Origin of the sequence: Pseudomonas trivialis, assembly GCF_001439805.1 — a bacterium.
Classification (GTDB): domain Bacteria; phylum Pseudomonadota; class Gammaproteobacteria; order Pseudomonadales; family Pseudomonadaceae; genus Aquipseudomonas; species Aquipseudomonas trivialis.
Window position 1 is genome coordinate 125,259 of sequence record NZ_JYLK01000018.1, and the last position, 17,385, is coordinate 142,643.

A 17,385-nucleotide genomic window follows, 5' to 3' on the forward strand; every position below is an offset into this window, starting at 1 on the left:
AGCCTGGTTTTTGGGGCTGCTTCGCACCCCAACGCGGGGCAAGCCCGCTCGCCACAACAAGCCTGGTGACCACAGAAAGCCTGGTGACCACAACAAGCCTGGTCACCACAAAAAAGCCTGCCCACCGCAATAGTCACAAAGTGCGCCAAGATTCAGCGCTTGGCTGTTTGCAGCGGATACACCGACTCCCAGCCGCCACCCAGCGCCTTGTACAAACCGACCATGGCCAGCGACACGTCGGTGGAGCTTTGCACCCATTGCTCCTGGGTCGCCAGCAACGCGCTCTGCACGGTGAGGACGTTGACGAAATCCGCCACGCCTTCGACGTACTGGTGTTGTGCGGTGGTGAGGGCGATCTGGTTCTGGCGCACGGCTTCGGCGAGGCTGTCGCGGCGCAGCTGGCTGGCGTTGTAGCGGGTCAATTGGTCGTCGATCTCGTGCCAGGCGCGCAGCACGGTGTGCTGGTAGGCGAGCGCCGCTTCCTGCTGCTGGGCTTCGCGCAGCGTCAACATGCCCTGCAGGCGTCCGCCGTTGAACAGCGGCAGGCTGAACTGCGGGCCGAAGGCAAATGCGCGCGAGCCCCAGGAGCCGAAATCCGCCAGTTGCAGGGCCTGGGCGCCGAGGCTGCCGGACAGGGTGATGCGCGGGTAGAAATCGCCTTTGGCCACGCCGATATTGGCGGTGGCCGCATGCAGGCGCGCCTCGGCCTGGCGGATGTCCGGGCGGCGCTCGGCCAACTGTGACGGCAGGCCAATGGCGACCTGGCGCGGGGTTTGCGGCACGGCGGCGTCTTTGGACAGTTGGGCATGCAGGGCCTGGGGCGGTTCGCCCATGAGCAGGCTGAGGGCGTTGATCAACTGATCCTGACGTTGTTGCAGCTCCGGCAGGCGCGCTTCAATGGTGGCAACCTGGGCGGCGGCTTCGGCCACGTCCAGGTCGGTGGCGACGCCGTCGGCCAGGCGCAGTTGCGAGAGCTTCAGGCTGTGCCGGGCGACGTCGAGGTTCTGCTCGGTGACGTTGCGGGTGTTCTGCACGCCGCGCAGTTGGATGTAGTCTTGGGCGGTCTCGGCCAGCACCGACAGCAGCACGGCGCGGCGGTCGTCTTCGGCGACTTGCAGGGTGGCGTCGGCGGCCTCGGTCTCGCGCTTGACGCGGCCCCAGAAGTCCAGCTCCCAGGCGGCGGAGAAGCCCGTGTCCCATTGGTTGAACGCCGAGCGGCCGTTTTCTCCGGAAGGGTCGTTCAAGCCTTCACCACTGTTGCGCTTGCGCTGGTAGCCACCGCCTGCCGCGAGGTTGGGGTAACGCCCGGCCGTGGTCACCTGGCGCACGGCGCGGCTTTGCTGCAAGCGGCTGCCGGCCAGTTTCAGGTCGAGGTTATCGGTGAGGGCGCGGCGTGTGAGGGCAGACAGTTGCGCGTCATGGAACACGTCCCACCAGCGCTCCTGCAGCGGATCGGCCACGGCGCGGCTGTCGGCCTGACGGCCCTGAGGTTCGCGCCAACGCTCGACGTGCGGCCCCTGGGGCGTGTGAAAGTCCGGGCCGACGGTGCAGGCACTCAGGCTGAGGACGCTCAAGGCGAGCCAGGCAAAACGCATCATTGCTGGGCCACCTCACGCGGCTGCGCGACGGGCTGGGTGTCGACGCTGGCCTCCACCGACATGCCCACCCGCAGACGCTCGGTGAGGGGCTGGCCGGGTTCGAGGATGATCTTCACCGGGATGCGCTGCACCACCTTGGTGAAGTTGCCGGTGGCGTTGTCCGGCTTGATTGAGGCGAACGTCACACCGGTGGCCGGCGCCAGGCTCTCCAGATGACCGTTGAGCACCTCGCCGTCGAGGCTGTCGACGCGCACCTGCACCGGTTGGCCGGCGTGCATGTGCGACAGCTGGGTTTCCTGAAAATTGGCCACCACATAGGCCTCGCTCAGCGGCACCACGGCGAGCAGCTTGCTGCCCGGCGTGACATAGGCGCCGACCCGCACCGCGCGCTCACCGACCATGCCGTCCACCGGAGCGACGATGCGTGTATAGGACAGTTGATAGCTGGCCATTTCCAACGCCGCCTGGGCGCGTTTGAGCCCGCCTTCGGCCGCGTCACGCTGGGCGCTGAGGATTTCCACCTGCTTGCGCTCGGCCGCCAGCACCGCGGTGGATTTGGCCAGGCGCGCGGTGGCCTGGTCGATGCGGGTTTTGGCTTGCTGGGCGTTCTGCACGGTGCCCGCGCCCACGCCGGCGAGGTGGTTGTAGCGGTTCAGCTCATGTTCGGCGAACGCTACTTCGGCGCGGTCTGCCGCCACGGTGGCCTGGGCCTGGGCGATCACCGAGCTTTGGCGTTCCAGGGTCGCGCCGGCGTTTTTAAGCTGGGCTTGGGCGACCAACGCATCGGCATCAGCGGCCTGGGCGGCGGCGCGAAAATCGCGGTCGTCGATCAGCGCCAGCAGTTGGCCGGCCTTGACCTGCTGGTTGTCTTCCACCAGCACCTCTTTGATAAAGCCGGCCACACGCGGGGCGATCAGGGTGAAGTCGGCGGCGACGAAGGCATCGTTGGTGGTCTGGCGCGGGTTGCCCAACAGGCCCGGCGTGACCAGATACACCAGCACGCCGACGGCAAATACAGCGATAACGGAGACGGCAATTTTGTCTTTGCGTTTCATGGGGAGTCCTTGAGGCTACGTCGGTGCGCGAGGCGGATAGATCCGCGAGGGCATCCAGAAAATCAGCAGGATCAACGCCACCGCGACACCGGCCATGACGACATACAGATCCGAAGAAGTGAGCACCACGGCCTGCTCGTGCAGGCGCTGAGCCAGGCCCGGCGAATCGCCGTCGGCCAGGGGCGAGTTGCCCAGGCGGTCCACCAGCGTGGTGGAGTGAAAGTGTTCGCGCCGGGTGGTCAGGGTCTCGAGCACTGCAGCGGCGATCACCGCAGACAGCCCCTTGACGGTGTTGAACCAAGCCGAAGCGAACGGCCCGTCAACGGGCTGGATGCTGCCGGTGGACAGCATCAGCAACGGCAGAACCGACATCGGTTGCCCGATGATTTGCAGCAGGTACCAGCCATAGAAGTCGTCGCGGATCCACGCCGAGGTCAGCTGCGAACTGCCCAGGCAACTGAGCACCAGCAAGCTCAAGCCGAGCCCCAGCACCCAACGGCAATCGACCCGGCGCAGGTTGCACAGCGCCGCCACCAACGGCAGCGCGATCAGTTGCGGCAGGGCCATCAGCAACATCACCGGCGCGGTTTGCAACGGCCTGTAGCCGTGCACCTGGGCGAGGAAACTCGACGGGATGATGATCACCGAGGTCAGCACCATCAGCACGCCGGCCAGTACGATCAGGGCAAACGCCAGGTTGCGCAGGCCGAGCATCTGCACGTTGAAAAACGGCAGCGGCTGCGACCATTCATTGAGCAGGAACAGCACCAGCAACAGGGTGCCGCCGCTGAGCAGGAAGGTGATCAGGCCGGACTCGAACCAGTCCAGGCGGTTGCCTTGCAGCAGGCCGATCACCAGCATGCAGATCGCCGGAAAGCCCAGCAGCAGACCGCGCCAGTTGAACTGCCTGAAGCGCTCCAGCCGCAGCGGGTCTTGCGGCAAACCGTAGGCCACCGCCGCCATCGCCAGCAGGCACGGCGCGACAATCTGCCAGAACGCCCACTGCCAGCCCATGTACTCGGTCCACAGCGCCGCCAGCGGCGTACCGAGGCTCGGGCCGAAGGTGGCGGTGAGCGCGTAGCCGGCCAGGCCATACAGCTTGATGTTGGCCGGCAGAAAGCGCAGCGCCACCGACATCAGCATCGGCGGCAATGCGCCGCCAGCCAGGCCTTGCGCGGTGCGCAGCAGCAGCAGGCTTTGGTAATTGGGCGCAAACGGGCAAAGGATGCCCAGCAGGGTGAACAGGCCGATGGCGCACAGGGTGAAACGGCGCAGGGAGAAAGTCACGGCACACCAGGGCGCAAAGGCCATGGCCGCCACGGAGGTGGCGGTGTAGGCCGCGACCAGCCAGGTGCCTTCGTCATAGCCGATGAAGAGCGCGCCGCGAATATCGGCGAGGGCGATCTTGGTAACCATGTCGTTAAGGCCGGACACCAGCACCGCCAGCAGCACACCGACCAGGCCGATGATGATGCGCAGGCCGAACACCGGCGGACTGAGCGCGACAGGTTTGGCTGCGGCCTGCAGGGCGGGGGCAGCGAGGGAGGTCATGTACGGGTAACTCGGAATAATAGATACCCGTGCAGTTTAAGCAGGTCTACACATGACAAAAAGTTACTTATTGGCAGGGTATAAGTGCACGCAACGCAATCAAGCTCCCTCCCACAGTTGATTGGGTTCGGCTTTGAAAGGGTCAGGTGGGCTGGGCTTCGAGCCAGGTGGCCTGGCAGCTTTCGCGAAAAGTTTCGCGCAGCCATTTGTGCGCCGGGTCCTTGTCGAAACGCGGGTGCCAGGATTGGGTCAGCATCAGGGTCGGCAACGAGATCGGCAGGGCGAAGGCGCGCAGCGGCAGTTTCAGGCGCTTGACACTCAGGAGGGCTTCCTTGGGCACCGGCAGCAGCAGGTCGGAGTCGGGCAGCATGAACATCGCGCCGTGAAACCCCGGGGCGATCATCGCCACGCGGCGCTCCAGGCCCTGGGCGTTCAAAGCGGTGTCGATGGGCCCGCGCGCGATGCCACGGCGCGAGATGCTGATGTGGGAATAGCCGGCAAACCGTTCGGCGGTGATTTCCCCGTCGAACAACGGGTGGCCTTCGCGCGCCAGCCCGACGAAGGTGGTGGAGAACAGGTTCTGCACCTTCACCTCAGGGGTGACGGGCAGCGTGTTGCTCACCCGCAGGTCCAGGCGCCCTTCGCGCAGGGCTTCATCGTCGGTGTCGCCTTCGGGCACGAAGTACAGCTCGCACAGTGGCGCCATGCGCTCCATGGTGTCAAACAGCCTGCCGCCATACACGCCGATGAAGAAGTCGTTGGCGCGCACGCTGAAGCGACGCCGCAAGGTGCTCAAGTCCACCTGGTCGGCCGAGCGAAACAGCAGCGCGGCCTGCTCCACGACATTACGCACCTGGCCTTGCAGTTGCAGCGCCTTGGGCGTGGGCACCAGGCCGCGTCCGGCGCGCACCAGAATCGGGTCGCCCACCGCCTCGCGGATACGCGTGAGGGTGCGGCTCATGGCCGCCGGGCTGAGGTTCATCCGCCGTGCGGCGCCGACCACGCTGCCTTCATCGAGCAAGGCGTCGAGGGCGACCAGCAGGTTCATGTCCGGTAACTGCATGCCAGGCACTCGCGGTCGTAAAAGCGTGAATTGGCCGCAATCCTAACAGGGATGGCCGGCCTAGCGCTGCATGCCCCAGCGTTTCACCGTGAGCCGCTCGAAGGTGTCGAACACCAGGTTTTCCACCAGCAGGCCGATCAGAATCACCACGGCCAGGCCGGCGAATACCTTGTCGGTGTAGAGCTCGTTGCGGTTCTGGAAGATGTACCAGCCCAGCCCGCCCTTGCCGCTGGTGGCACCAAAGACCAGCTCGGCGGCGATCAAGGTGCGCCAGGCAAAGGCCCAGCCGATTTTAAGGCCGGCGAGAATCGACGGCAGCGCGGCCGGGATCAGAATGAACAGCACGAAACGCATGCCCTTGAGCCCATAGTTGCGACCGGCCATGCGCAGGGTTTCGGACACGCCAAGGAACCCCGAATAGGTATTGAGCGCCAGCGCCCACAGCACCGAATGCACCAGCACAAAGATCAGGCTGTTCTGGCCCAGGCCGAACCACAGCAGCGCCAGCGGCAGCAACGCAATCGCCGGCAGCGGGTTGAACATTGAGGTCAGCGTGCTCAACAAGTCGCGGCCCAGTTGGGTCGAAACGGCAAGCGTGGTCAGGGCGAAGGCCAGCACGATGCCGATCAGGTAGCCCTTGATCAGCACGGCCAGGGAGATGCTGACCTTGCTCAGCAGCTCGCCGCTGAGCAGGCCGTCGTAGAGCGCATGGAAGGTCTGCAGAAAGCTCGGCAGCAGCAGGTCGTTGTTCTGATAGCGCGCCACCGACTCCCAAATGAGTGCGAGCACGATCAGGATCAGGCCTTTGCGCAGCCAGCCTTGTTGCCACAGGCGCTGACGCAGCGGCAGTTCGCGTTCCACCGGCACGCTGAGCAGCGGTTCGAGGGTTATTTCGTATTCCTGGCGCATGGGGCGACCCTTTAGTAAGCGATGCGAATATCGGCGAAACCCAACTCACGTTCGGCCTCGGGGGCTTCATCGAACAGCAGGCGATGAATGCGCCGCGCCGAGGCCTGGAAGTCCACACCGCCGAGGCTGTGCAGGTCGTATTGATGGCTGTGGATTTCTGCGCGCACGCGGCCCGGGTGGGGCGACAGCAGGAGGATACGGTTGCCGACCACCAGCGCCTCTTCGATGGAATGGGTGACGAACAGCAGGGTGAAGCGCACTTCTTCCCAGAGCAGCAGCAGTTCTTCCTGCATCTTGCGTCGGGTGAGGGCGTCCAGGGCGGCGAAGGGTTCGTCCATGAGCAGAATTTTGGGCTGCATGGCCAGGGCACGGGCGATGGCTACGCGGGCTTTCATGCCGCCGGACAAGGTGTGCGGGTAGGCATCGGCGAAGGCACTGAGGCCGACTTTGTCGAGGTAGTGCAGCGCGCGTTCTTCGGCCTCGCGGCGCTTGAGGGTTTTGGACGCCAGCAGGGGGAACATGACGTTCTGCTTGACGGTTTTCCAGGGCGGCAACTGGTCGAACTCCTGGAACACCACGATGCGATCCGGACCCGGTTGCTCGACCTTTTGCCCCAGCAGGCGAATCTCGCCTTCACTGGGTTTGATAAAACCCGCGATGGATTTGAGCAACGTGGATTTGCCGCAGCCCGACGGGCCGAGCAACACATAGCGGTCGGCCGGGTCGATCTCGAAGCTGACCTGGTGGGTGGCGCGCACTACCCGCTCGGGGGTGCGGTACTCGAGGCTGACGTTGTCCACCGCCAGCAGCGGTTGGGCGGTGCTCAGGTTGCTGGCCGCGTGGCCTGGCAAAGGCGCGTTCATTTCAACTCTCGTGCGATAGGGTTCAGAAAGGCGCATCGCCCTGGATGGTGGTGCGGAACAATTTGCGCCGCAAATGGCTGGGGCAACCGGCGGCGAGGTGAATCAGCGAGCGGTTGTCCCAGAACACCATGTCGTGGGGCTGCCATTGGTGGCGGTAGATGTTTTCCGGCAGCACGCTGTGGGCGTAGAGCTGGGCCAGCAGGTCGCGGCTTTCGTCTTCGGGCAGGCCGACGACGCGGGTGGTGAACCCTTCACTGACGAACAGTGCCTTGCGGCCGTTTTCCGGGTGGGTGCGCACGATGGGGTGCACCACTTCGGCTACCTGGGCCAGCTGCTCCGGGGTGAGCGTCGGGCGCCAGTTACCTTCGAATTTGGTTTCGCTGTAGCGCGCCGTGTAGGAGTGCGCGGCGCTGCGGCCTTGCACGGCGTTGCGCAGGTGCTCGGGCAACTGGTCCCAGGCTTTGTGCATGTCAGCGAACAGGGTATCGCCGCCCTCGGAGGGCAGCTCCTGGGCGTGCAGCATCGAACCCAGGCTCGGCAGTTCCTTGTAGGAGAGGTCCGAATGCCAGAATTTACCCGCATCTCCCAGGCCGATGGATTGGCCGTTTTCCACGATGTTGGAGACGATCAGGATTTCCGGGTGATGGGCCAGCAGGAACTGTTTGAGCACGTGAATCTGCAACACGCCGAAACGGCGACTGAAGGCGATCTGCTGGGCGGGAGTGATGCGCTGATCGCGAAATACCACAACATGATGGTCCAGATGGGCGCGGTGAATGCGCGCGAAATCTTCGTCGTTGACCGGGCGTGAAAGGTCCAGGCCAATGACCTCGGCGCCGACGCTGCCGGACAGTGGACGAATCTCGAACCTTTGTGAGGTGAGGGCCGCGATTGGAAGAGTAGAGGTGGCGGACATGAAGTGACTCCCGGTCGGACAGGAGAGCAACTTTATAGACATAAGAACATCATTTTAAATACCATTAGTGAATATCTATAGACGTTAATGTGTCGACGAACAGGCTGGGACGGCTACGCTGAGCAAAGGCGGCAAATCATTAATTTGACGAAGATATGTAAGACGCCGCAAAGCAGGGTGTGGGTGCCAGGAACCCCGTGTTTAAGCCCTTACAAGCCGAAAACCTTGCTGGTTTGACAAGTTTTGGAGCTGTCTCTAGTGTGCTTTGGATCCAATTAGCCATACTTATTTTAAAAAGGGAGGAGAGCGTAGCCGTGACGCAGAAACCGAACCTGTTGAACAGCATTAAGGTCAGCGGACCCATTCCCGCTCATCTTGCTCGTTCCGTAATTGAAGAAACCTTGCGCAACGCGATTCTCGATGGCCGTTTACCGTGCGGCACCGCCATGCGCCAGCAGGAACTGGCCAGCCTGTTCGGCGTCAGCCGCATGCCGGTGCGCGAGGCCTTGCGCCAGCTGGAAGCGCAGTCGTTGCTGCATGTAGTGACGCACAAAGGCGCTGTGGTGGCGCCCTTGATCGAAGACAACTCGGCTGAAACCTACGCCTTGCGCATACTGCTGGAGTCCGAGGCCCTGCGCCTGTCGATTCCGTTACTCACCGAGGCCGACATTGCCGGGGCCGAGACATTGATCACCGCCCTGGAACGGGAAAAGGACTATACCGAGATCGGACGCCTGAACCGCCTGTTCCACATGGCGCTGTATGGCAAGGCGCCCAATCAGCGGCTGCTCAAGCTGGTCGAACATGGCCTGAATGAAGAAGAGCGCTTTCTGCGTTTCAATCTGGAGGCGATGGGGCTGGGCGAGACGTCCCAGGAAGACCACCGCGAACTGCTGAGCCTGGTGGCGCAGAAGAAGACCGATGAGAGCATCCTTACGCTGCGCAATCATCTGACGCGGGGGATGGAAGTCATATCCGCCTACCTCAATGGCCTTGAAACAGCCGACAAGTAAACCCCATGCCGTTCGGGGCGCCCTTGGCATCAAGGGAAGACCCCGCCGACACCACTTGGTTTATCCTGCGCCGGTTAAAGAAACGTCCCATCCCTGATCAACCAACTTACTCACAGCACGTATTTTTTGGAAAAACTTTTAATATATTTGCAAGCTCATCCAAACGTTTAATCCGCTTATTATCCCGCGCCACTAAACCAGACACTTAAAACGGCCGCGCAAGCCTTTGCCCTTGCCAAGGCACTGCTACACGCTCGGGCCGGTAAAAATCCTGACTGTCTACTTCAAAATCAATAAAGCCGTTCTGTCTTCAGCGCAGTCGCAACAAACTTATAGGCATCAACCATGCATCAAACTTTAATTGAGCAGAAAAAACTGCAGTTGTGCAGTCATCCTTTATTTAATGAAATAACTTCACTCAGCAAGTTACAACTTTTTATGCAGAACCATGTATTTGCTGTATGGGATTTCATGAGCCTCACCAAACGCTTGCAACGGGACCTGGCCGGCACCCAAGTGCCCTGGCTCCCTCCCACCGACCCTCAGGCCGCTCGGCTGATCAATGAAATCGTGCTGGGAGAGGAGTCGGATGACCATCCCGGCGCCGGCCATTGCAGCCATTTCGAGCTGTACCGTGAGGGCATGCTTGAAACAGGTGCCAGCACTGTCGCCATCGACCGTTTCGTCACGCTGCAACGCCAGGGTGTGGACGCTCATGTGGCGTTGCAATCCTTAGAGATTTTGCCCGGCACGGCGCGGTTTGTCGGCAGCACGCTGCGCACCGCGCTCGACGCACCTACCCATTGCGTTGCGGCGGCCTTCCTGCACGGCCGGGAGGGCGTCATACCGGCCCTGTTTGAACGCCTGTTGCAAGGCAGCGCAGCAGTGCTCGACCAAGCGCCGATGCTGCGCCATTACCTCAACCGCCACATTCAATTGGACGCTAAGGACCATGAACCTGGCGCGCGGGCGATGCTCGAGCGCCTGATCGGTGGTGACGTGCATCGTCGGCAACAGGCTGACGCGTTCGCCTTGAGCGCGCTTGAACAACGGATCCATTTCTGGGACGACCTGCGAACCTTGCTGCAGGAGGCACGCCCATGAGCATCACGGATTACTGCTCCTTCGCTGACGATTGGGAGCGCCGTGCAACCGTCCGCACGCGTCCGCGCCGTCTGCTGGAAAACGATGACAAATTGATCTTTCCGCTGTGCCGCCAGCCGCTGGTTTTGAGTGCGACGTTCGTCGAACACTGCGCGCAATGGCGAGACTTTGTGCTGGTACAAAGCTTTTACAAATACATCAATGACGTGGTGATTTTCGAGACCGAAATTGTCGACAGGACCGCTCGCAGCATTGCCAAGAACCGCTTCACGCCGCCCTTCCCCCTGGCCTGTCGCTACAACGCAATGTCCGTTGTAGTGGACGAGGATTACCACGCACTGGTGGCATTGGATTTCCTGCATCAGACCGTAAGCATGACCGGCATCCGGCCCCTCGATCTGCCCAGGCAGATCGAACTCAGCCGCGCGCTGCCGGCAGCGCAGGCACAGGCGCCTGCTCATCTGCGCGATGCAGTGGAGTTGATAGGCGTGGCGATTGCCGAAAACACCGTGACCCATGAGGTGGCGGCATTTTCCAGGGACGACAGTGTGAAGTCCTCTATCCGCGGCATGATGGCCGATCACCTGTTTGACGAAGGCCGCCATGCCCGTTTCTGGACAAATCTGGTGCACCTGTATTGGCAGGCGGCCAGGCCGGCTGATCGCGACAGCATCGCTCATGTGCTGCCGACGTTTCTAATGCACTACTTGACCAACGATCTGCAAAAAACCTTCGACTTGCAATTGATCGAACACCTGGGTGTGGGCGCGCGCATCCGTGAAGCCTTGAAAGACGAGGTGGAAGCACTGGCGTTTCCCATCACCCGCCAGCACCCATTGGTTGGCAACATCATGAAGTTTTTGCAGCACAGCGGTCTGCTCCAGACGCCAAGCGTGGCAGCGGCCCTGGATGACTATCTGTCGCCGGCCGGGAGAGCGGCATGAGGCGCCTGACAGTGAGATGGGTCGGCACGAGCAAGGCGTTGAATGCTGTGCGGACAGAGCTGGAAGAGTACGGCCATCGCAGCGCAGACGAGGGCGTTGATCTGGTGATCGACGACGGCGGCCAGCCACTGCCGATGCGATTGGCGGGGACGCCGCGTCTGAGTCTGCGACTGGGGATCGGCTCACCGACCGGGTCTGGATTGCCTGAGCTGCAGTTGCGCAGCTATAACCATGACCATTGCCTGGTGAGCGTGCTGGACGTGGCCAATGAGCCCAGCGGGAACGGCAATCGATTGTGTCGCCGAGCGACGCGAACGCTGGTGGAGTGGGTAGCTCTGCAAGTGAGTCACTTTGCACGCGACCCGCAGCTGTGTGTTTCGCCAGCCTCCGTCAACGACTGGCCTGACCAGAACTTGCAGAGCCTGGATGCACTGGCCTACCTGCATCGGTTCAATCGCACGGCGGACCGGACTCTGCTGAGGGCGGCGCAAGTGCCGATGATCGAGCGACTGCAGGCCAGCCTCATTACCTTTGCCGAGCGACCGGCGCTGAATATAGCGGGCGAGATCGTTACTTACCGGCAACTGCAGACGCAGGCCTGGGCGATCCAGCAACGATTGGCGGCACTGCTGGAAGGTGTTGAAGGGTCAGCGATCGTCGGAGTTTGCCTGGAAAAGTCTGTTGCATTGTACGCGAGCATCCTTGCGATTCTCGGCTGCGGCGCGGTGTACCTGCCACTGGCTGCGGAGCATCCTCTTCGGCGGCAGCAGGCCATGCTGGAAAGCGCGGGCGCGCGCGTGTTGCTGGATGAGGGCTACCACCCGCTGCGTAAACACTTCACGGCGCTGGATGTGCGTGAAGCCGAGCCGCAGGATTGCGCGCCACCGCTGCCCCACCTTCGGACGACCCCTGACGCACCGTGTGTGGTGCTTTTCACTTCCGGCACCAGCGGCCGACCAAAAGGCGTGCGGCTCAGCCAGGGGAATCTGGCGCACTTCACCGCCTGGTTCGGCGGCTGCATGGCGTTGAGTGAACAGAGCCGCGTGCTGCAGTTTGCCGCGTTGCACTTTGATGCGTCGCTGATGGATATTTTCCCGAGCCTGATTGCCGGCGCGCAGTTGATCATTCCCGGCGAGGCACAACGTCGTGATCCGCAGCAATTGGTGGAATTGATTCGCCAGCAGCACATCACCCACGCGTTTCTGCCACCCGCGTTGCTTGGTGTTCTGCCGCTGAACGAGCCGCTGGGCCTGACTCACCTGCTAACCGGTGGCGAAGCGTGCGAGCCCCATGTGATCGAACGCCTGGCCGGCCAGTGTCACTTGCACAATCTCTACGGCCCCACCGAAGCCACGGTGCTGGTGACGCATCGCCTGCTGCAACGCGCAGATGGCAACACCAATGTGGGGCGTCCGATCGCCAACAGTCAGGTGCTGATCCTCGACGAGGACATGCAACCGGTGGACGAGCAGGTGATGGGCGAGCTGTATATCGTCGGGCCCGGCGTGAGCCTGGGGTACCTGAGCGCCACGCCGGTACTCGACAGCCCCTTTGTCGAGCTGACATTGCCGGACGGTCAGATTGTCAGGGCCTACCGCAGTGGCGACCTCGCAAAATGGACGAACGAAGGCGTACAACTCGGCGGGCGCCGTGATGACCAGGTGAAGATCCGTGGGGTGCGGGTAGAGCCGCGGGAGATCGAGCAATGCCTGCGCGACAGTCGACTGTTTCGTCAGGTTGCGGTGGTGATAGAGCGCGATGGCAGGATTCGTGGAGTGGTCGCTCATCCAGAGGGCGGCGCTACGTTGATCGACCTCAAGCAGCACGCGCGGCAGTGGTTGCCTGAGTACCTGCAACCACAGGCGTGGGCCGAACTGCATGCCCTGCCCTGCTCCGGCAACGGAAAGATCGACCGTCAGGCGTTGCTGGCGTTGCCGGTTCACGTTTCATTGGCTGGCGACGGCCGCACTGCGTATACGCCACTTCAACGGCAACTGGTGCAGCTATGGAGTGAATTGCTGCGGGTGCCTGTGGATGATCTGGGGCTGGATGACAGCTTCTTCAACCTCGGTGGCCACTCCATTTTGCTGTCGACTTTGCTGCTGAGAATTCGTGAACAATTCGACCGCAGTGTGCCGCTCAATCGCTTCTTCGAGAGGCCGACGATCAGTACCCTCGCCTTGCTGATGGAGAACAGTGTGCTGCCCGATGCCGCATCCAGCCAGGCCGTGCGCGATGCGCAGAGTGAGCAGGTGCTGGCGGTGCTGCCCGAGACACGGGCCGGTGATCGACGCAAAGTGATTGTGACGGGGGCCAACAGTTTTATCGGCCTCCATGTCGTCGAAGCATTGCTGGCAGGTGGCGCAACAGAGATCGCGTGTCTGGTGCGTGAGTTGCCGGGCCAGCCGGCGGCAACAAGATTCAGCCAGGCATTGAAGGAGTATCGCCTGGAAGATCTGGACCTGAGCCGGGTGCGGGTATACACCGCCGATGTCAGCCAGCCACGCCTGGGCTTGGCGTGCGACGTGTATGACGCGCTTGCGAGGGAGTTTGGCGTGCTGGTGCACAACGCCGCACAGGTCAATCATGTGATGGACTATGCGTTGCTGGCACCGGACAACGTCGAGCCCGTTCGGGAATGTTTGCGCCTGTGCGAGACCCACTGCAAGAAAGTCTTGAACTTCATTTCCACGCTGTCGGCCTGCAGCAGCGTCGATGCGGGCGGCCACGTTCTGGAGTCACCGGCGGCGGCGACACTGCCGGTCTACGTCAAGAATGGCTACAACCTCTCCAAGTGGGTGGCCGAGCGGCTATTGGGGCGTGCGGTGGCGCAAGGCGCGTGGGTCAACATACTGCGTCCGGGCAACATCAGTTTCAACAGCCGCAACGGTGTTTGCCAACCCCGAAAAAATCGTCTGATGCTGATGCTCAAGGGCTCGCTGCAACTGGGTCTGGTGCCCCAACTGAAGGTGAACTTTGACCTGATGCCGGTGGACTTTTTTGCGCGTTTTCTCGCCTTCCACTGCGGCCAGTTCGACAGCGGGCGCAACGTCTTCAACCTGCACAACCCACAGCCGTTGAGTTGGGATAACTACCTCGATGCGTTCAGCCAGGCAGGGCATGCCTTCGACCGCGTCAGTGTTGCGCGCTGGCAACAGGCGTTGCGGACAGTTGATCGAGACAACGCGTTGTTCGGGGTGCTGGGGTTTTATCTGGATGGGCCGGGCGAAGACATCGGCGACACCTCAATGATCCGGCACGACAACGCACGTCATGGTGTGGAAAAGATGGGCGCGCGCTACCCCGAAAAGATTCCGGCGCTGCTTCGCCAGGGCTGCGACTACCTCAAGGCTGTCGGCTTTCTTTGAAATGTTCCAAGGACCTTTTTCATGAAACCACTACAACCGGATACGTTAATCCGCAATCCCTGTGCGGCCCCGGTACAGGCCTGCATTACAGTCGAGTGCGAAGCGGCTCGCCTGTGGGCCTTGGTCGGTCACTTTGCAGGGTTTGATACTTTTATTCCGTCTCTGTCGCATATCGAAATGACCGGCACGGGTGTCGGTGCCTTACGCACCAAATTTTTTCACGACGGTCACTGCGTGGTTGAACAGCTCAACAGCCGGGACGAAGCCGCCATGTGCATGACCTGGACTACGATCTACAACACGTTGGGCATCGCGCGCCTGTGGGCGGCGATGAGCGTTGAGGCGCTGGGCGACGGTCGCTCCAGGGCAACCTGGACGATCATCGGTGAACCGGTTGAAGCCACCCAGGCGGAATTTGATGCGTTTGCACAAGCGTTTGCCGACAGCGCGATGGAGAATGTGCGCCGGATACTTGGCTGAACAGCAAGAGCGAGCTTGCTCGCTCCTGCTTTGCACTTGAAGGTCAGAGCTTAAAGCTGTCAACCAGTTGCTTTAATCGGCTGGCCTGCTGGGAGAGGGCATCGCAGTCCCGCAGTGTTTCATTGAGGTTGACCACGCCCTGTTGGTTCAGCAGGTTGATCTGGTTGATATCAACGTTGAGGCTTTCTACGACGGCGGTCTGCTCCTCGGTGGCGGCGGCCACTGATTGGTTCATGCCGTCGATCTCGACAATTCGCTGCGTCACGCTGACCAGCCGTTCGCCGGCCTGGTTGGCCACTTCGACACTCTCTTCGCTGGAAGCCTGGCTGGCGTTCATGGTGGTTACCGCTTCACGCGAGCCCACTTGCAGCGAGGTGATCATTTTATGAATCTCTTCAGCCGACTCCTGAGTGCGGTGAGCGAGATTGCGCACCTCATCAGCGACCACTGCAAAACCGCGACCTGCCTCGCCGGCACGCGCCGCTTCGATCGCGGCATTGAGCGCGAGCAGGTTGGTTTGCTGGGAGATACCTTTGATCACATCGAGAATGTGGCCGATGTTGTCGGTGCTGGCATTCAGCGTTTCGATCTGGGTACAGGACAGGCTGATTTTTTGCGACAGCTGCGACATTGCCAGGATGGTTTGCTCAACCACTTTGCGTCCGCCATCCGCTTGCTCGCTGGCGCCGCTGGCCTGCTGCGAGGCGTCGGCGGCGTTACGCGCGATTTCCTGAGTGGCGGCGCCCAGCTCGTTGATCGCGGCAGCTACGCTGTTGGTGCGAGCGCTCTGCTCGTCGGATCCGATGATCGAGGCGTTGGACGAGGCCATCACTCGTTGGGACAGGTCATGTACCTGGCGCGTCGCCGAGGACACTTCGGAAATGGAGGCGTGGATGCGCTCCACGAATTGGTTGAAGGCACTGCCCACCTCGCCAAACTCGTCTTTGCTGGTCACATTCAGGCGGCGAGTGAGATCGCCCTCACCTTGGGCGATGTCCTTCATCGCCGCGCCCATGGTGGTCAGAGGTCGTAGCAACACTTGAATCAGAAGGCTCAAGAGCACAGCAATCGCTACCACGGCGATCAACATGGCAATCAGTGCTGAAGTGCGGAATTTACCCAATGGTGCGTAGGCTTTGTCTTTGTCGATCGACAGGCCGATATACCAATCCGCACCTGGCAAACCGCTGATAGGCGTGAACGACAGGATGCGCTCCTGTCCGTTGAGCACGACGTTCTGATTGACCTTGTCGATGCGCAGGCTGGTACCTGGGTAGATATCCTTTAGGTTCTTCATTACCTGGTCCTCGTCCGGACTGACGATGACCTGGCCGTCACCGCTGATCAGGAACGCATGACCGATGCCACCGAAGTCCACGGCGTTGATGATCTTCACCAGGGTCTGCAGGCTCAGGTCTCCACCGACAACGCCCAGGAGTTCACCGTTCTTCTTGACCGGCATGGCGATGGTGACGATCTGCCCGCCCACTGCGGCCATATAAGGCGGTGTAAGCATGGGCTTATCGGCAGTTACGGCCTGCTTGTACCAGGGACGCTGACGCGGGTCGTAGCCATCGGGCATCTTGGCGTCAGGCCGCTGTGTGAACACGCCGTTGGTTTGGCCTACGTAGGTGAATTGAAAATTTGAGGTGAGTGCAGGCTGATCAACCAAACCGGGAAGGTCGGCAGTTGCGCCTTGTTGTGCGATGTTTTGCGCCAGATTCTCGAGGACCAGTACACGTCCGCTGAGCCAGTTCTGCACACTGCTGGCGGTGAGTTCGCCAGATTGCTGGATGGACGACTCCAGATTTTGCTTGATGGTGCTGCGCTGCAGGTAGTCGTTGTAGAGGGTGAATAGCGCGAAGGCGAGGACAACAACGCCAGATGCGGCCAGCAGGATTTTATGACTGAACTTGAGATTCATTTCGTCGACTTCTATTGCCAAAGGGGGTGAGCGTGCCGCGTGGAACATTCCATGTAGCACTGTAGGCAGGCTCTTCGGCCGCTCTATCTCGGGGCACGCGTGGCTCATCAGGCTTTCGGCAGAGAGTGTGGAAATCTTGAGATGTATTCTCATCCCCTACAGGGCAGCCGACCAATGGTTATCGTACAAGTGCTGTCATGTTGGAGTGATAGGGGTAAATCAGAGTTTTGATCCAGGTCTTTAAACGACAAAACCCCTGTCTGCGCTAGCAGACAGGGGTTCTGGAATTCAATCTTGACGATGACCTACTCTCACATGGGGAAACCCCACACTACCATCGGCGATGCATCGTTTCACTGCTGAGTTCGGGATGGGATCAGGTGGTTCCAATGCTCTATGGTCGTCAAGAAATTCTGTGTACCAGCGCGTTGTACAAATAACACACCGGTGAAAATTCATGGACTTCTACAAAAACAAAACCCCATCTGCTTTCGCAAATGGGGTTTCGGAATTTAATCTTGACGATGACCTACTCTCACATGGGGAAACCCCACACTACCATCGGCGATGCATCGTTTCACTGCTGAGTTCGGGATG

At 61.2% G+C, this 17,385-nt stretch carries 13 protein-coding genes and 2 rRNA genes; 5 read left to right on the forward strand and 10 right to left on the reverse strand.

From position 1 onward, the window contains the following. Nucleotides 1-152 precede the first annotated feature (152 nt). The 7 genes from TU79_RS21785 to TU79_RS21815 form a co-directional block, all read right to left on the reverse strand. Nucleotides 153-1,598, reverse strand: coding sequence for an efflux transporter outer membrane subunit (locus tag TU79_RS21785; RefSeq protein WP_057009931.1), 1,446 nt, complete (start codon nt 1,596-1,598; stop codon nt 153-155). Beyond that, nucleotides 1,595-2,653: an HlyD family secretion protein gene (locus TU79_RS21790; RefSeq protein WP_057009932.1), complete on the reverse strand. Its 1,059-nt coding sequence runs from the start codon at nt 2,651-2,653 to the stop codon at nt 1,595-1,597. Before TU79_RS21790 ends, TU79_RS21785 begins: the two co-directional genes overlap by 4 nt. Nucleotides 2,654-2,668: 15 nt before the next feature. Beyond that, the gene (locus TU79_RS21795; protein WP_057009933.1) at nt 2,669-4,204 is read right to left on the reverse strand and encodes an MFS transporter; all 1,536 of its coding nucleotides are present in this window, start codon (nt 4,202-4,204) and stop codon (nt 2,669-2,671) included. A gap of 142 nt (nt 4,205-4,346) precedes the next feature. Continuing rightward, nucleotides 4,347-5,267, reverse strand: a complete 921-nt coding sequence (locus TU79_RS21800; protein ID WP_057009934.1) for a LysR family transcriptional regulator — start codon at nt 5,265-5,267, stop codon at nt 4,347-4,349. 60 nt (nt 5,268-5,327) lie between these two features. After that, on the reverse strand, nt 5,328-6,176 hold the full coding sequence (locus tag TU79_RS21805) for an ABC transporter permease (RefSeq protein ID WP_057009935.1): 849 nt from the start codon (nt 6,174-6,176) through the stop codon (nt 5,328-5,330). A gap of 11 nt (nt 6,177-6,187) precedes the next feature. Further along, nucleotides 6,188-7,039 (reverse strand): ABC transporter ATP-binding protein, encoded by an 852-nt coding sequence (locus TU79_RS21810; protein WP_057009936.1) that lies wholly within the window; start codon nt 7,037-7,039, stop codon nt 6,188-6,190. Nucleotides 7,040-7,061: 22 nt separating this feature from the next. Next, nucleotides 7,062-7,955 carry a TauD/TfdA dioxygenase family protein gene (locus tag TU79_RS21815; protein WP_057009937.1) on the reverse strand — a complete coding sequence of 298 codons (894 nt, stop codon included), beginning with the start codon at nt 7,953-7,955 and terminating at the stop codon, nt 7,062-7,064. Nucleotides 7,956-8,269: 314 nt separating this feature from the next. Between TU79_RS21815 and TU79_RS21820 the strand changes: the two genes are divergently transcribed. The 5 genes from TU79_RS21820 to TU79_RS21840 all read left to right on the forward strand — a co-directional run bounded on the left by TU79_RS21820 (nt 8,270) and on the right by TU79_RS21840 (nt 14,864). Then, complete coding sequence (locus tag TU79_RS21820; RefSeq protein ID WP_057009938.1) at nt 8,270-8,968, forward strand: GntR family transcriptional regulator; 699 nt, start codon at nt 8,270-8,272, stop codon at nt 8,966-8,968. Nucleotides 8,969-9,313: 345 nt separating this feature from the next. Further along, nucleotides 9,314-10,072 (forward strand): DUF3050 domain-containing protein, encoded by a 759-nt coding sequence (locus TU79_RS21825; RefSeq protein ID WP_169793805.1) that lies wholly within the window; start codon nt 9,314-9,316, stop codon nt 10,070-10,072. Further along, entirely contained in the window at nt 10,069-11,016 is a 948-nt protein-coding gene (locus tag TU79_RS21830) for a diiron oxygenase (protein ID WP_057009940.1), read from the forward strand. The genes TU79_RS21825 and TU79_RS21830 overlap by 4 nt, the downstream gene beginning before the upstream one ends. Beyond that, nucleotides 11,013-14,384 (forward strand): amino acid adenylation domain-containing protein, encoded by a 3,372-nt coding sequence (locus TU79_RS21835; RefSeq protein ID WP_057009941.1) that lies wholly within the window; start codon nt 11,013-11,015, stop codon nt 14,382-14,384. Before TU79_RS21830 ends, TU79_RS21835 begins: the two co-directional genes overlap by 4 nt. A gap of 21 nt (nt 14,385-14,405) precedes the next feature. Further along, nucleotides 14,406-14,864 carry an SRPBCC family protein gene (locus tag TU79_RS21840; protein WP_057009942.1) on the forward strand — a complete coding sequence of 153 codons (459 nt, stop codon included), beginning with the start codon at nt 14,406-14,408 and terminating at the stop codon, nt 14,862-14,864. 43 nt (nt 14,865-14,907) lie between these two features. Here TU79_RS21840 and TU79_RS21845 read toward each other — a convergent pair whose 3' ends face one another. From TU79_RS21845 to rrf (TU79_RS27095), 3 genes are all read right to left on the reverse strand, one after another. After that, nucleotides 14,908-16,788 carry a methyl-accepting chemotaxis protein gene (locus TU79_RS21845; protein WP_057009943.1) on the reverse strand — a complete coding sequence of 627 codons (1,881 nt, stop codon included), beginning with the start codon at nt 16,786-16,788 and terminating at the stop codon, nt 14,908-14,910. A 292-nt stretch (nt 16,789-17,080) separates the two neighbouring features. Continuing rightward, a 5S ribosomal RNA gene (gene rrf, locus TU79_RS21850) occupies nt 17,081-17,196 on the reverse strand. 108 nt (nt 17,197-17,304) lie between these two features. Continuing rightward, nucleotides 17,305-17,385 (reverse strand): 5S ribosomal RNA (rrf, locus tag TU79_RS27095); the annotation flags it as partial.